The sequence below is a fragment of the Amnibacterium flavum genome, assembly GCF_003097495.1.
In the GTDB taxonomy this organism is placed as follows: Bacteria; Actinomycetota; Actinomycetes; order Actinomycetales; family Microbacteriaceae; genus Naasia; species Naasia flava.
On sequence record NZ_QEOP01000001.1, the window covers coordinates 753,593 to 767,532 of the forward strand.

Consider the following 13,940-nt stretch of genomic DNA (forward strand, 5'->3'; position numbering starts at 1 on the left):
GTCCGCGGGGCGCGGGTCAGATGAGGGAGGCGAAGCGTTCGATGTCCGCTGCGGCGCCCGAGACGATGATGAGGTCGTGGTTCGACACGACTGTGTCGGCCGTGGCGTAGGTGAACGGCTTGCCCGGGGACTTGACGCCGACGACGGTGATCTTGAACTTGCGGCGCACATCCGACTGGGTGAGCGACAGACCGCGGATCGGCTTCGGCGGATACATCTTGACGAGCGCGAAGTCGTCGTCGAACTGGATGTAGTCGAGCATGCGGCCGGACACGAGGTGGGCGACGCGCTCGCCCGCCTCTGCCTCGGGGTAGATCACGTGGTTGGCGCCGATGCGCTCGAGGATCTTGCCGTGCGACTGGGAGATCGCCTTCGCCCAGATCTGGGGGATCTTGAGGTCGACGAGATTGGCGGTGATCAGCACGCTGGCCTCGATAGAGGACCCCACGGCCACCACCGCGACCGAGAAGTCCTCAGCACCGAGCTGGCGAAGCGCATCGATGCTCCGCGCATCGGCCTGAACGGCATGCGTCACACGCTCCGACCACTTCTGCACGAGCAGAGCGCTTTCGTCGATGGCGAGAACCTCGCGGTCGAGGCGATCGAGCTGACCGGCAGTGGCTGCCCCGAACCGACCCAGACCGATGACGAGCACGGGCGCGTTGTGCGGAATCCGGTCAACCAACGATCGGCCTCTCCTCGGCGCGGGTGAACAGCTGTCTACGCTGGCTCGCTGCCAGGGCCGCGGCGAGTGTCACTGTACCAATGCGGCCCATGAACATGGTTCCGGAGAGCACGTACTTGCCGGGGTCCTCGAGCGTCGCGGTGAATCCGCTCGACAGGCCCGAGGTGCCGAAGGCCGAGATGACGTCGAAGAGGACGGCGTCGAGGTTCGCGTCCTTCTGCAGCTGCAGCAGGATGATGCAGCTCAGTGCGACCGTCGTCGCGCCCCACAGCACGACGCTGACCGCGAGTCGCAGCACGTCTCCCGGGATCTTCCGTTCGAACGCCTCCATCGACGCGTTGCCGCGCGCCTCCGCGAACGCCGCGATGAACAGGATGGCGATCGTCGTCACCTTGATGCCGCCGGCGGTCGACGCCGATCCGCCGCCGATGAACATGAGCATGTCCGTGACCAGCATGCTCGAATGGTTGAGATCCCCGGTGTCGAAGGTCGAGAAGCCGCCCGATCGTGTCATGACCGAGAGGAACAGCGACTGGAACGCAAGTTCGCCGACACCCTTGCCGCCGATCGAGCGCTCGTTGCCCGCCTCGAGCGCCATGTACGCCACGGCGCCGAGGATGAAAAGAATCGTCGTAGTCGTGAGGGTGAGCTTGACGTGCAACGACCATCGGCGCGGTCTCGCGAGATTCCGGCTCAGGGCGTAGATCACAGGAAAGCCCAGACCGCCGAGGACCACACCGATCATGAGCAGAGAGAGGAAGTAGACGTCGCCCGCATAAGGAGCGAGGCCCGCTTGCGAAAAGACGAATCCGGTGTTGGTGAATGCCATCGCCGAGTAATAAGCGGAGTCACGAAGCGCGACTCCGAACTCGACGCCCTCGACGAGGAATCGGGGGAGCATCAGGAGCGCGATCACCACTTCGATGACGAGCATGCTGACGGCAACCGTTGCCAGGAGACCGCCCACCTCGCCGAGGCGGGACGCCGGGCTATTGCCCTGACCGCCCCGCTGGAGCGCCATCGGGTTGACGTCGCCGGCCGCCAGGAGCCGCTGTCGCAGGCCGAGGCGACGCGAGACGACGAGTCCCATCACCGATGCGAGGGTGAGGACCCCCACCGCCCCCAATTGCGTCGCAAGGACGATGATCACCTGTCCCAGAGGCGACCAGTAGGTTGCCATGTCCACGGTGACCAGGCCCGTCACGCAGATGGCCGAGGTGGCGGTGAACAACGCGTCGGCGAGGTCGGCGACCCGGCCGGAGGTCGTCATGGCGGGCAGCGACAGCAATGAGGTGAACAGGGCTATCAGACCGACGAAGATGACGATCGCGAAGCGGGCGGGAGTGCGGGAGGCGAGGTAGCTGAAACCGTCGCGCAGGCGTTCGCCGAACGGTCGCGTTTCGACGCGCAGCGCCATGTCTCCTCCTCGCGCTTGACATGCTAGGCGGACGCTTCCCGAAATCGATGCTGTGCGGGGATGGTCCGGCGCCCTAACCTTGCACACATGGCGGACATCTTCGACGTCATTGCCGACGCGACCAGGCGCGATTTGCTGCGCGCGCTCCTCGAGCGCTATCTCGAGGGCCCCGACGCGCCCCACGGGGGTGAGATGAGCGTCGGCGAACTCGTCGTCGCCATGGGCCTCAGCCAGCCGACGGTCTCGAAGCACCTCAAGGTGCTGCGCGACATCCAGCTCGTGACGGTCAGGGATCAGGGGCAGCACCGGTTCTACCGGCTCGACTACTCCCCACTCGAGACGGTGGAGGACTGGCTGCTGCCGTTCCTCAGCGCCGATTACGACGGGATGGGGGCGGACGACGCGCCCCCCGCGGTGCTCGGAGCGGGTCCGCGGCTCGTGGCGTCGCGCATCGGTGCCGCATCCGGTGCCGTCGTCTACGCTGCAGCAGGCTTCGCGTCGCGACTCCGCTCGGGCCGCGGCAGCGACTGACGATCTTTACAGCTGTCACATCAGCACCTAGAGTGACCATGCTGCACAGGGGCGCGGCATCATTTGCCGAGCGCGCAGGATTCGAGATCGGGGAGGTCAGGCATGTCACTCGCAGACGCCCGATTCCTCACCGTCGCCGAGGTCGCCGACATGATGCGCGTGTCGCGCATGACGGTCTATCGTCTCGTTCACTCAGGTGAGCTCCCGGCGATCCGTTTCGGCCGGTCCTTCCGGGTGCCCGAGTCGGCTGTCGAAGCGGCCATCGAGAACCACGTCGCCGAACTCGGCTGACCCGCCGGCTGCGTCAGCTGAGCGCCCGCTCCACCGAACTCGCCAGTCACGGCTCGTGCCGGTAGACTGCGGGGGCACGTTTTCCGAGGTCTGTACTGACCCGGTTGTCCGTACAGATCATCAGTGAGGTTTCCCTATGGGTTCAGTCATCAAGAAGCGCCGCAAGCGCATGGCCAAGAAGAAGCACCGCAAGCTGCTCCGCAAGACGCGCCACCAGCGTCGCAACAAGAAGTAGACGAGCCAGCTCGAGTGCGAGACGCCGGACCATCTGGTCCGGCGTTTTCCATGTCCGCCGCAGTTCGCAGTGGGTGGTCGGGAGCGCGATCTAGGCTGAACGGCGTGACTGCTCTCACTCTGTACGGCAAGGCCGACTGCCACCTCTGCGAGGTCGCCAAGGAGATCGTCGAGACCGTTGTGGCCGACCTGCCCGAAGGGGCGGTCGACGTCACCGAGGTCGACATCCTGACCGATCCCCAGCTGATGGAGCAGTACGGCGAGAAGATCCCGGTCGTCCTGATCGACGGCAATCTGCATGCTTTCTGGCGAGTGGACTCGTCGCGACTGCGGTCAGCTCTCACGGCCGCCAGCGCCGTCTGACGGCTGAGACAGAAGGGCCCCGAGCGCTGCTCGGGGCCCTTCTTCCGTGCTGCGTCCTGCCTGTCAGGCGGTGCGCTTGCGGCGGCGAACCACGCTCACCGTGGTCAGCGCGGCTCCACCGACGAGCAGTGCCCCGGCGATCGCGAGGAATGGCGTCGTGTCGGCTCCCGTCGCCGCCAGGGCCGCGCCGGTGCCCTCGGGCCCGTCGAAGGACAGGTAGAGCAGCGTTCCATTGGCCGCCACAGTGATGTAAGCGACATCCGTGATCGGCGATCCATCGGGGCGGATTCCGGTCAGCGTGATGCTGTGCCGTCCGGGCTCGACGTTGGCGGGGAGCTGCGCGAGCTGGAAGAAGTTGCCGCCGGCGTCGGCGACACCCGTCGCCAGAGTGACGGGCTCGGAACGCATGACCGCGGTCCAGGCCGAGTTCGGCTGGAGCCCGCCACCGGTGAGCTGCACGGTTGCACCCCCGACCGGCTGACCGAGGTCGAGGTCCAGCGCGAGGTCGAGGCCCGTGCCGTTGATCGTCACGGTCGAGCGGATGTTGTCGATCAGGAGTTCAGCGCCCGCGGCCCCACCCCAGCTGTAGTCGTACGATCCCGCGACGAAGACGAACCGGTAGTCGCCCGGGGTCGTGAGATTCACCGAGGCCGTCGTCCAGGCCTGGGACTCGCCGGTCGAGTCGAGGACCTCGGTCTGCTCGCAGGTCGCCACGTTCAGGACGTAGCCGAGCACGTGGTAGTCGTCCGACACCGCTGCGGCCATCCAGTCCAGCGAGATCGTGCGCGCGTTGCTCACCGTGAAGACGTCGCTGTAGACAGCGGGGCCGTGGGCGACGTAGCCGTCCTCGTTGGAATCGAAGTCGCTCGACAGCTTGAGCGCCTTGTTCCCGTTCTCGAGGGGGAGGTACTCGTCAGTGGCGTAGTCGTAGTACTCGTCGGTGATGGTGGTCTCGAACCCAGGGGTGTCATCCCAGAAGTCGGCGTCGTCCGGCCCGGGGACGTTGTCCTGGCGAACGGAGGGGTCGGGCACCGTGGAGAAGAGGGGCTCGACCTCGTCCTCGATGAACTCCTCGATCGCCCACGTGCCGTTGTCGAGCTCGTCGGTCTCCCAGATGGCGTAGTCGCGGTTGCCGTCGTTGAGGTAGAAATCGATGTCGGTCTCGCCATCGCCGTCGGTGAACTCGCCGTAGTGCACGGCCCAGGCGCCGGCGGTGTTCGGGGCGACCATGTCTCCGTTCGCGTCGACCCAGATCTGCACGTTCGTGTCGGGGTGGAGGACCACCTCGTCGACATCGACGGTCACGGTCCCGAGAACTCCCTCCGCCTCCGACTCGTAGTCACGCAGGGTCGTGTAGTCGCTCGTGTCCTGCGCGACGCAACCGGCGATCGTGGTGGCGCCGAGGTCGATCAGCTGGTTCATGCTCGTCCACCCGGTGATCGTCGTCGAGTCGACGTCGTCGACCTGGAAGTCGCCGTTGGCGATCACGCTGGGAGCTGCCGCCGCGCTGAGCGCGGGCAGCAGGACGAGCGCGCCGGTGATGGCACCGACTGCGATGGCACGACGTTTGAACACATATCCCCCTGGTCTGAGCGGCGCGGGCTCTGCGCCGCCGGTCAACCTATTGAGGAGGAATGGTCATACTTTTCGGACACGCCGTGATCGCCCAGATCTACCTGACAGGTGTGCCACTGGGGGCGCGGACTACTACGGGAGAAGGCGGTTCGGTCCCCGGAACAGATATGTGGTCTCGCGGATACTCGGCAGGTGCAGCATCAGCATGAGCACGCGGCCCAGCCCCATTCCGAAGCCGCCGTGCGAGGGCACGCCGTAACGGAAGAAGTCGAGGTAGGTGGCCAGCTCTTCGGTGTCGAGACCTTTGTCGCGGGCCTGCGCCTCGAGCACCTCGACGCGATGTTCGCGCTGCGCTCCCGTCGAGATCTCGGTGCCGTTGTAGATGAGGTCGTAGCTGTTCGTGAGACCCGCGTCGTCGTCATGGCGGCGGTGGTAGAACGGCCGGATGCTCGTCGCGTAGTCGGTGAGGAAGACGAAGTCGGACCCGTAGGTCTCCTTGACGTAGGCCGAGATCTGACGCTCGCCCTCCGGGTCCATGTCGTCGTCCGCGCGAGGGACGACGTAACCGCGGTCGGCGACGATCTGCTTCGCCTCGGCGAGCGGGATGCGAGGGAAGGGGGTCGATGGCACTTCGATGTCGATGTCGAAGAGCGCCTTGATCTCATCCCCGTGCTTCTCCTTGACGGCCGTGAAGCCGGCGACGAGGAGCTCCTCGTGCATCCGCATGACGTCCTCGTGGCTGTCGACCCAGCTGATCTCGGCGTCGACGCTCGTGAACTCCGTCGCGTGACGCGCGGTGAACGACGGGTCGGCGCGGAAGGCGGGGCCGATCTCGAAGATCTTGCCGAAGCCCGAGGCCTGCGCCATCTGCTTGAAGTGCTGGGGACTCTGAGCCAGGTAGGCCGTCGTCTCGAAGTAGGGGACCTGGAACAGTTCGGCGCGCGACTCGGACGGCGAGGCCATGAGCTTGGGCGTGTGGATCTCGACGAAGTCGTGCTCGACCCACCAGGTGCGCAGCGCGTGCTCGAACGTGGTCTGCACCCGGAACACGAGGTTCAGCTCGGGGCGGCGGAGGTCGAGGAAGCGCCAATCGAGGCGCTTGTCGATGCTGCTGTCCTCGGCGATGGGGTTCTCGGGCAGTGCCTTGCCGACGACCTCGAACGTCTCGATCTTGACCTCGATGCCGCCGAGCTTGACGCGCTCGTCGTGCTTCAGCTCGCCGCTCACACGGACGAAGCTGCCGAGGGTCAGCTCGGAGATGGTCGACGAGATCTCGTCGTCGCCCTCCGGCCGCGGACGGACCAGCTGGACCGATCCCGATTCGTCGCGAAGGATGACGAACTGCACCTTCTTCTGATCGCGGATGGTCTCGACCCATCCGGCGACGGTGACCTGGCCGTCGGCCAGGTCGGGGAGCTGCTTGATCAGGGTGCGGGTCACGGCGAACAAGCTTACGCGGCTGGGAGATGAGCCCTTCTACAGTTCGTAGACTTGCCGGGTGTCCGCCAGCGCCATCCACCTCGTCCGCCACGGCGAGGTCTTCAATCCCACGGGTGTGCTCTACGGACGCATCGAGGGTTTCGGCCTGTCCGAGCTCGGCACCCGCATGGCGGCGAAGTCGGCTGAGTCGTTCGCCGGCCGGGATGTCCGCCGCATCGTCGCCTCCCCGCTGCAGCGCACACGCGAGTCGGCGGCGCCGTGGTCGACGGGCTTCGGGCTCGATGTCGACATCGACGAGCGGATCATCGAACCGTGGAACAGGTTCGAGGGCACCAAGGTGCGGTTCGGTCCCGGCGTCCTCGGCAAGCCCGAGGTGTGGCAGTGGGTCCGCAACCCGTTCCTCCCGAGCTGGGGCGAACCGTACGTGGAGATCGCGAACCGCATGATGGCGGCCATCGACGAGGCCTACGAGTCGGTGGACGGCGGCGAGGTCGTGCTCGTGTCGCACCAGCTGCCGATCTGGATGGTGCACCGCCACCTCGCAGCGGAGCGGCTCTACCACGACCCCCGTCGTCGTCGATGCTCGCTCTCGAGCATCACCTCGCTCACCAAGCGCGACGGCACCTTCGTCGAGACCGGCTACAGCAACCCGGCCGCCTCCCTCGCGATCGCCGCCACCGACACGGGTGCCGTATGAGACGTTCAGCCTCCGCCCGCATCGTCGCCGTCGCGGCCGCCCTCCTCCTTCTCGCGGGATGCTCCAGCGATCCGCTCGCCGACCAGTACCGCGAGGGGAGCGGCAAGGACTACATCGCGGGCGATGGCACCGTCGAGACGTACTCCGGGGCCTCGCGCGGCGAGCCCGTGTCCTTCGGCGGCGAGACCGACGACGGCTCGGAGTTCAGTTCCGACGACGCGCTCGGCGAGGTGGTCGTCGTGAACTTCTGGTACGCCCAGTGCCCGCCCTGCCGTGCCGAGGCGGCCGACCTCCAGTCGCTCAGCGACGAGTTCGAGCCCGACGGCGTCCAGTTCGTCGGGGTCAACACCCGCGATGAGGCCGGCACGGCGCAGGCCTTCGCGAAGCAGTTCGGGGTGACCTACCCGTCGGTCCTCGACTACAAGGAGGCCGGGGTGCAGCTCGCGTTCAGCAGCAGCATTCCGCCGAACGCCGTGCCGACGACCCTCGTCCTCGACCGTCAGGGCCGTGTCGCCGCCCGCATCCTCGGCCAGGTGACCGAGCCGACGACCCTCGAGACGATCATCCGCGAGACCGCCGCCGAGACCGACTGATGGGCGGCATCAACGACATCGTCAGCGGCCCGCTCCTCCTCGGCCTCCCCGTCGCACTCCTCGCGGGCCTCGTCTCGTTCGCGTCGCCCTGCGTCCTGCCCCTCGTCCCCGGCTACCTCGCCTACGTGAGCGGTTTCACCGACGGCGTCGCACCCGCCGATCGCCAGGCGCGCGATCGTCGCCGGGTCGTCATCGGCGCCGCCCTCTTCGTTCTGGGCTTCGCCGTCGTCTTCGTCATCTTCGGCATCGCCTTCGGGGCCGCGGGATTCTGGTTGGTCCGCTGGCGCGACCTGATCACCCGGGTCGCCGGCATCGTGGTCATCATCATGGGCATCGTCTTCGCGGGGCGGCTCGGCGTCTTCCAGCGGACGATCAAACCCGGATGGCGTCCGCTCACCGGCCTGATCGGCGCTCCCGTCCTGGGTGCGGTCTTCGCCGTGGGATGGACCCCGTGCATCGGCCCGACCCTCGCGACCATCCTCAGCCTCAGCTTCGGCGGCGGATCGCCGGTCCAGGGCGCCGCGCTCGGCCTCGCCTACGCCGTCGGGTTGGGCCTGCCGTTCGTCGTCGTCGCCCTCGGGCTGGCCTGGGCCGCCGGCGCCGTCGGCTGGCTCCGCCGCCACATGCGCGTCATCAATCTCATCGGGGGACTCCTGCTCATCGTCATCGGCGTTCTGATGGTCGCCGGCGTCTGGAACGCCTGGATGCTGCAGCTCGGGGCGGTGATGGGCTCCTATGTCACGGCGCTCTGACCGGGGGGACGCGACGGACGCCTCCGCCGATCCGCTGCGGCCCGCCGACGCCCTGCCGTCAGGGGCCGATCGCGGGGTCGCGGACTCCGACCTGCGACCAAGCGACCACATCGAGGGCGCCGACGCCGCCATCGGCGGTCCGAAGCTCGGCTTCGTCGGATCGCTGCGCTTCGCCTGGCGGCAGCTGACGAGCATGCGGACCGCGCTGTTCCTCCTCCTCCTGCTCGCGATCGCCGCGGTGCCCGGTTCTCTCGTCCCGCAGCGGTCCTCCGACCCGAACGGCGTCAGTCAGTACGCGCAGAGCAACCCCGACCTCTTCCCGATCATCGACTGGTTCCAGGGCTTCGATGTCTACACGTCGGTGTGGTTCTCGGCGATCTACCTCCTCCTCTTCGTCTCGCTCATCGGCTGCGTCCTGCCCCGCGCGAACCATCACTGGAAGGCGATGCGCGCCAAGCCGCCGCGCACCCCCGGGCGGCTGGAGCGCCTCGAGCACTTCGAGAGCCGCGACACCGACGGCGTCGACGTCGAGGCGACTCTCGCGAGTGCGCAGCGGCTCCTCCGATCGCGGCGCTACCGCACGGCCCGCTACGGCGACTCGATCTCCGCTGAGCGCGGCTATCTGCGCGAGACCGGCAACCTCGTCTTCCACATCTCGCTCGTCGGGATCCTCGCCGCCGTCGCCGTCGGCGGAAGCCTCGGCTACAGCGGCAACAAGGTCGTCGTCGAGGGCGAGCCGTTCGTCAACTACATCGGCGGATACGACTCCTTCAACCGTGGTCGGCTCGTGGGCGACGACTCGCTCGTGCCCTACCGGATCGGCCTCGACGAGCTCGACGTCACCTACGAGACGGAGAACCAGAACGCCGTCGGCGCGCCCCTCGACTACACCGCCGCGGTCACCGTGACCGAACCCGACGGGTCGAGTCGCGACGCGACGATCAAGGTCAACGAGCCGCTGCGCGAGGACGGAACGGACGTCTACCTGCTCGGCAACGGGTACGCCCCTCGCGTCACGGTGCGGGACCCGGACGGGAACACCGTCTTCTCGGGATCCGTGCCGTTCCTGCCGCAGGACTCCTTCCTCACCTCCCTCGGCATCATCAAGGTGCCCGACGGCCTCGCCGAACAGATCGGGATGATCGGGTTCTTCTACCCGACGCCGCGGCAGCTCGACAGCGGGGCGTTCGCGTCGTCGTTCCCCGATCTGAACGACCCGCTCCTCACCTTCAGCGTCTACACCGGGGACCTCGGTCTCGACGAGGGGGTACCGAAGTCGGTCTACGAGCTGAACACCGAGGGTCTCGACGAGGTCGCCGGACCGAACGCGGACGTCGCCGGACTCCAGCTCCGCGAGGGGGACACGGTCGACCTGCCGAACGGGCTCGGAACCGTCAGCTTCGACGGCGTGAGCCGATTCGGTTCGCTCGAGATCCACCACGATCCGGCCCGCACCTGGGTCCTGGTCTTCGCCATCCTCGTGCTCGCCGGTCTGCTGACCTCGCTCTTCATCCCGCGGCGACGACTCTGGGTCAAGGTCGTGCGCCGGGGCGACGGCTCGCTCGAACTGCAGTACGCCGGTCTCGCCAGAAGCGACGATCCACGACTCGGCGAGGCGGTGACCGACCTGGCCGACGCGCATGCCGGTCCCCGCGCGGATCCGGGTGCGGACGCCGGTCAGCACGGCTCGCGCGGCACGACGTAGGCTTACCGCGTGACGCAGGCCCTCGACCAACTCTCGGCAGTCCTTCTCTTCTCGGCGATGGGCGTCTACGCCCTCGCCTTCATCGCGTTCACTCTCGACCTCGCCCGTCGTTCCGCACGGGTCGGCGACACAGTGGTGTCCGGGGCCGAGCGCGTCGCCGCGGCCCGCTCGGGCGCCGCGAACGGCTACGTCACGACCAAAGAGCGCTCGACCGCGACGATCGGCCGCAGCGACGGCGCCACCCGCGAATCGGTGAGCCTGCGCATCGGCGTGGTCCTCGCGATCATCGGCTGGGTACTGCACCTCGTCGCCACCGTCCTCCGCGGTGTCGCCGGCGGCCGCGTGCCGTGGGCCAACATGTACGAGTTCTCGATGACCGGCACCCTGATCATCATGGGCGTCTTCCTCGTCGCTCTCGTCCGCCGCGACCTCCGCTTCCTCGGTGCCATCGTGACCGGGCTCGTCCTCATCATGCTCGGCATCACCACCGTCGGCTTCCGCGTCGACGTGGTGCCGCTGCCGCCCGCTCTCCAGTCCTACTGGCTCGTCATCCACGTGATGGTCGCGATCCTCGGAACCGCGTTCTTCACCCTCGGTGCCGCGATCTCGGTCGTGCAGCTGCTGCAGACCCGACGTGAGGCGGGAGCCGCTCCGGTGAAGTTCCGGCTCCCCGGTGCCATCCCCGGTCCCGTTGCGCTGGAGAACACCGCGTACCGCGTGATCGTCGTCGGCTTCGTCTTCTGGACGTTCACCCTCATCGCCGGTGCCATCTGGGCCGAGCACGCCTGGGGCCGCTACTGGGGCTGGGACACCAAAGAGGTCTGGACCTTCATCATCTGGGTCATCTTCGCCGGCTACATCCACGCTCGGGCGACCAAGGGCTGGCGGGGGTCGCGGTCCGCGTGGCTCGCGATCATCGGATTCGCGGCCGTGATGTTCAACTTCGGCGTCGTCAACGTCTTCTTCAAGGGTCTGCACGCGTACTCGGGCCTGTGATCCGCGGACTCCGAGACCCTGGAGCCAGGCCTCGGTGGAATCAGAGGGTGTAGTACCCCGCCTCGAGGTCCTCGAGCAGGGTCGGATGCGTCGGCGTCCAGCCCAGCAGCTCCCGTGTCGCCGCATTCGACGCGGGTAGGTCGGATCCGAAGAACCGGCCGAGCCAGCCGAAGTGCTCATCGGCCTGCTCCGGCGGAACGCTCACGGCGGGGATTCCCAGCTGACGGCCGATGGCCTCGGCGATCTCCCGCGTCGGAACACCCTCCTCCGCGGTCACATGCAGCACCGAGCCCGCCGGCGCGTTCTCGAAGCCGAGGCGTACCGCGCGGGCCGCGTCCAGTCGGTGGACGGCGGGCCAGCGCCCCGAGCCGTCACCGACGTATCCCGAGACGCCCCTCGAACGCGCGATACCTACCAGCTCGGCCACGAAGCCGTGGTCTCCCTCTCCGTGCACGGTCGGTGCGAACCGCGAGCTGATGGAGCGGACGCCCCGATCGGCGAAGGAGAGCGCAAGACCCTCGCTGCCGCCGCGCGGGCTGTCCGGACCCGATGCCTCGGGACGGTCGGTCTCGATCGCCGGCCGCCTGACGGCGAATCCCGCGAGCCCTGCGGCGATCAGCAGCGGACGATCCGACCCCCGCAAGACCTCGCCGAACGCATCGACGACCGCCCTCTCCGTGCGCCCCGCCCCGGCGTAGTCGGAGAAGTCGTGGTTGAAGCCGAGGTGCACCACGCCGTCGGATTCCTCCGCGCCCGCCCGCAGACCATCGAGGTCGTCGAGACTCCCGCGCCGCACGGACGCGCCGAGCGTGTCGATGATCGAGGCCGCCCTGTCGGATCGGGCGAGGCCGGTGACCGAATGTCCCCGGCCGATGAGTTCTGCGACGACGGCGGAGCCGATCCAACCTGATGCGCCGGTGACGAATACCTGCATTGCACTGCCTTCCGATTACCCGAACGAACGGGTCGCGATCGACGGCATGTCAGTCGCTGACATGCAAGCTAGCACACTCATGTCAGCGTCTGACATCACTACACTCGAGACATGAGCCGCTGGGAGCCCGATGCGCGCGGCCGTCTGACCCAGGCGGCCTTCACGCTGTACGCCGAACGCGGCTACGAGCAGACGACGGTGACCGAGATCGCCGAAAGCGCGGGGGTCACCGAGCGCACGTTCTTCCGCTACTTCGCTGACAAGCGCGAGGTGCTCTTCAACGGCTCGGCCGAGCTGATCGACATGGCCGTCCGGGCCGTCGAGTCCGCGCCGGCGGGCAGCGCGCCGATCGACCTCGTCGGAGCTGCGGTCGAAGCCGCCGCGGCGCTGCTGCAGCTGAGACGCGAGCATGCGCGTGCCCGGCAGGCCCTCATCGACGCCAACCCGAGTCTTCAGGAGCGCGAACTGTTCAAGATGGCCACGCTCAGCGCTGCGGTGGCCGACGCCGTTGCAGCTCGCGGTGTCCCGCCGGTCGCCGCGACGCTGGCGGCGGGAGCCGGGACCTCGGTGTTCAGCGCCGCGTTCGCGCGCTGGATCGCCGACGACGAGACCCGCGATTACCCCGCGGTCGTGCGGGACTCGATGCAGGAGCTCCGCCAGCTGATGGCCGCGAGCTGACTCGCCCGACCGTCAGTCGAGTAATTCGAGGCAGCGCCGAAGGCGTGCGATCCACCAGTCGGTCCGTTCCGGATTCGCCGTCCAGGTGGCGAGCAGCTCGGGGTCGACCTCGACTCGACGGACGTCGATGCCGCCGTCGTGAGGCAGCAGCGGTTCGCGGCTCACATCCGCCGCGAGGAGAGCACCGGTACCCAGCCCGCAGTCGTATGCCAGTTCTGGAATGGCAGCGGCCAGATGCGCTCCCATCGACAGTCCGACCGACGTGTCGAGGGCGCTCGAGACGACGGCGGGAAGGCCGATGCGCTCGATGAGCGACAGCGCATTCCGGATCCCCCCGAGCGGTGCGGCCTTCACGATCACGAGGTCGGCGGAGTCCAGCACCTCGACGGTGTCGAGATCGTCCGACTTGCGGAGCCCCTCGTCCGCCGCGACGGAGATGTCGAGGTAGGCGATCCGCCGACGCAGCTCGGTCAGCTCCTCGACGCTCTCGCACGGCTGCTCCAGATACTCGAGGTCGTACGGCGCGAAAGCGTGCACCGCGTGCTCGGCTTCGTCGAGGTTCCAGACCCCGTTGGCGTCGACGCGGATGCGACCCTCAGGGCCGAGCAGACGTCGAACCTCGGCGACGCGGGCCACATCGTCGTCGATCGAGGTGCCCCCGGCCCCCACCTTGACCTTGGCGGTTCGGACACCAGGGAAGCCCGCGAGGATGCTCTCGACCAGCTCAGCCGGGATCGCCGGGATCGTCGCATTGACCCGGATGAAGTCCCGTCGGATCGGCGGAGTCTCCTGCCAGCCGAACTCGACCGCGGCGCGCAGCCACCGGGACGACTCCTCGTCGTCGTACTCGACGAAGGGCGAGAACTCCGTCCAGCCGAAGGGACCGCGGAACAGCATCGCCTCGCGCGAGACGAGCCCGCGGAACGGCACTCGCAAGGGGAGGTCGACGACATGGGCGTCTTCGAGCACATCATCGATGTCAGGAGTCATGGGTCGATCATGGCCTGGTGGAGGTGACGACGGGCCACGAATCGGCCCGTCGGCCTCTC

General features: G+C 67.8%; 16 protein-coding genes. 10 read left to right on the forward strand and 6 right to left on the reverse strand.

The window, feature by feature from the left end:
• Positions 1–16: 16 nt before the first annotated feature.
• Together DDQ50_RS03560 and DDQ50_RS03565 are read right to left on the reverse strand one after the other, a co-directional pair.
• Complete coding sequence (locus DDQ50_RS03560) at positions 17–685, reverse strand: potassium channel family protein (protein WP_116755321.1); 669 nt, start codon at positions 683–685, stop codon at positions 17–19.
• Complete coding sequence (locus DDQ50_RS03565; protein ID WP_116755322.1) at positions 678–2,102, reverse strand: TrkH family potassium uptake protein; 1,425 nt, start codon at positions 2,100–2,102, stop codon at positions 678–680. Before DDQ50_RS03565 ends, DDQ50_RS03560 begins: the two co-directional genes overlap by 8 nt.
• 87 nt (positions 2,103–2,189) lie before the next feature.
• Here DDQ50_RS03565 and DDQ50_RS03570 point away from each other — a divergent pair, with 87 nt between their 5' ends.
• The 4 genes from DDQ50_RS03570 (at position 2,190) to DDQ50_RS03585 (ending at position 3,521) form a co-directional block, all read left to right on the forward strand.
• On the forward strand, positions 2,190–2,633 hold the full coding sequence (locus tag DDQ50_RS03570) for an ArsR/SmtB family transcription factor (RefSeq protein WP_116755323.1): 444 nt from the start codon (positions 2,190–2,192) through the stop codon (positions 2,631–2,633).
• Between the two features lie 102 nt (positions 2,634–2,735).
• Complete coding sequence (locus DDQ50_RS03575) at positions 2,736–2,924, forward strand: helix-turn-helix transcriptional regulator (protein ID WP_116755324.1); 189 nt, start codon at positions 2,736–2,738, stop codon at positions 2,922–2,924.
• Between the two features lie 136 nt (positions 2,925–3,060).
• Entirely contained in the window at positions 3,061–3,159 is a 99-nt protein-coding gene (locus DDQ50_RS03580; RefSeq protein WP_003792170.1) for a 30S ribosomal protein bS22, read from the forward strand.
• Positions 3,160–3,263: 104 nt separating this feature from the next.
• Complete coding sequence (locus tag DDQ50_RS03585) at positions 3,264–3,521, forward strand: glutaredoxin family protein (RefSeq protein ID WP_116755325.1); 258 nt, start codon at positions 3,264–3,266, stop codon at positions 3,519–3,521.
• 63 nt (positions 3,522–3,584) lie between these two features.
• Here the strand turns inward: DDQ50_RS03585 and DDQ50_RS03590 are convergent, their stop codons facing one another.
• Both DDQ50_RS03590 and aspS read right to left on the reverse strand, forming a co-directional pair.
• Positions 3,585–5,096: a hypothetical protein gene (locus DDQ50_RS03590; protein ID WP_116755326.1), complete on the reverse strand. Its 1,512-nt coding sequence runs from the start codon at positions 5,094–5,096 to the stop codon at positions 3,585–3,587.
• Between the two features lie 132 nt (positions 5,097–5,228).
• Positions 5,229–6,524: an aspartate--tRNA(Asn) ligase gene (aspS, locus tag DDQ50_RS03595; RefSeq protein ID WP_116756071.1), complete on the reverse strand. Its 1,296-nt coding sequence runs from the start codon at positions 6,522–6,524 to the stop codon at positions 5,229–5,231.
• Between the two features lie 70 nt (positions 6,525–6,594).
• Here aspS and DDQ50_RS03600 point away from each other — a divergent pair, with 70 nt between their 5' ends.
• The 5 genes from DDQ50_RS03600 to ccsB are packed head-to-tail and all read left to right on the forward strand — an operon-like array spanning position 6,595 to position 11,279.
• Entirely contained in the window at positions 6,595–7,233 is a 639-nt protein-coding gene (locus DDQ50_RS03600; protein WP_116755327.1) for a histidine phosphatase family protein, read from the forward strand.
• Positions 7,230–7,826: a TlpA family protein disulfide reductase gene (locus tag DDQ50_RS03605; protein ID WP_116755328.1), complete on the forward strand. Its 597-nt coding sequence runs from the start codon at positions 7,230–7,232 to the stop codon at positions 7,824–7,826. Before DDQ50_RS03600 ends, DDQ50_RS03605 begins: the two co-directional genes overlap by 4 nt.
• A complete protein-coding gene (locus DDQ50_RS03610) occupies positions 7,826–8,578 on the forward strand; it encodes a cytochrome c biogenesis CcdA family protein (RefSeq protein ID WP_116755329.1) in 753 nt (250 codons plus the stop codon). The genes DDQ50_RS03605 and DDQ50_RS03610 overlap by 1 nt, the downstream gene beginning before the upstream one ends.
• Positions 8,562–10,283: a cytochrome c biogenesis protein ResB gene (gene resB / locus DDQ50_RS03615; RefSeq protein WP_116755330.1), complete on the forward strand. Its 1,722-nt coding sequence runs from the start codon at positions 8,562–8,564 to the stop codon at positions 10,281–10,283. The genes DDQ50_RS03610 and resB overlap by 17 nt, the downstream gene beginning before the upstream one ends.
• A 9-nt stretch (positions 10,284–10,292) precedes the next feature.
• Positions 10,293–11,279 (forward strand): c-type cytochrome biogenesis protein CcsB, encoded by a 987-nt coding sequence (ccsB, locus tag DDQ50_RS03620; RefSeq protein WP_240614219.1) that lies wholly within the window; start codon positions 10,293–10,295, stop codon positions 11,277–11,279.
• Positions 11,280–11,319: 40 nt separating this feature from the next.
• On the opposite strand, the gene DDQ50_RS03625 is transcribed toward ccsB, so the two are convergent.
• A complete protein-coding gene (locus tag DDQ50_RS03625) occupies positions 11,320–12,213 on the reverse strand; it encodes an SDR family oxidoreductase (RefSeq protein WP_116755331.1) in 894 nt (297 codons plus the stop codon).
• 111 nt (positions 12,214–12,324) lie between these two features.
• Between DDQ50_RS03625 and DDQ50_RS03630 the strand changes: the two genes are divergently transcribed.
• Complete coding sequence (locus DDQ50_RS03630; protein ID WP_116755332.1) at positions 12,325–12,891, forward strand: TetR family transcriptional regulator; 567 nt, start codon at positions 12,325–12,327, stop codon at positions 12,889–12,891.
• A 12-nt stretch (positions 12,892–12,903) separates the two neighbouring features.
• Here the strand turns inward: DDQ50_RS03630 and DDQ50_RS03635 are convergent, their stop codons facing one another.
• Positions 12,904–13,881 (reverse strand): o-succinylbenzoate synthase, encoded by a 978-nt coding sequence (locus DDQ50_RS03635; protein ID WP_116755333.1) that lies wholly within the window; start codon positions 13,879–13,881, stop codon positions 12,904–12,906.
• Positions 13,882–13,940 lie beyond the last annotated feature (59 nt).

Bases quoted from the DNA above. Each gene is read 5' to 3' on its own strand.
- resB (WP_116755330.1), top strand. From the start codon at position 8,562: ATGTCACGGCGCTCTGACCGGGGGGACGCGACGGACGCCTCCGCCGAT.
- DDQ50_RS03575 (WP_116755324.1), top strand. From the start codon at position 2,736: ATGTCACTCGCAGACGCCCGATTCCTCACCGTCGCCGAGGTCGCCGAC.
- DDQ50_RS03580 (WP_003792170.1), top strand. From the start codon at position 3,061: ATGGGTTCAGTCATCAAGAAGCGCCGCAAGCGCATGGCCAAGAAGAAG.
- DDQ50_RS03625 (WP_116755331.1), bottom strand. From the start codon at position 12,213: ATGCAGGTATTCGTCACCGGCGCATCAGGTTGGATCGGCTCCGCCGTC.
- DDQ50_RS03565 (WP_116755322.1), bottom strand. From the start codon at position 2,102: ATGGCGCTGCGCGTCGAAACGCGACCGTTCGGCGAACGCCTGCGCGAC.
- DDQ50_RS03610 (WP_116755329.1), top strand. From the start codon at position 7,826: ATGGGCGGCATCAACGACATCGTCAGCGGCCCGCTCCTCCTCGGCCTC.
- DDQ50_RS03635 (WP_116755333.1), bottom strand. From the start codon at position 13,881: ATGACTCCTGACATCGATGATGTGCTCGAAGACGCCCATGTCGTCGAC.
- DDQ50_RS03570 (WP_116755323.1), top strand. From the start codon at position 2,190: ATGGCGGACATCTTCGACGTCATTGCCGACGCGACCAGGCGCGATTTG.
- DDQ50_RS03605 (WP_116755328.1), top strand. From the start codon at position 7,230: ATGAGACGTTCAGCCTCCGCCCGCATCGTCGCCGTCGCGGCCGCCCTC.
- DDQ50_RS03630 (WP_116755332.1), top strand. From the start codon at position 12,325: ATGAGCCGCTGGGAGCCCGATGCGCGCGGCCGTCTGACCCAGGCGGCC.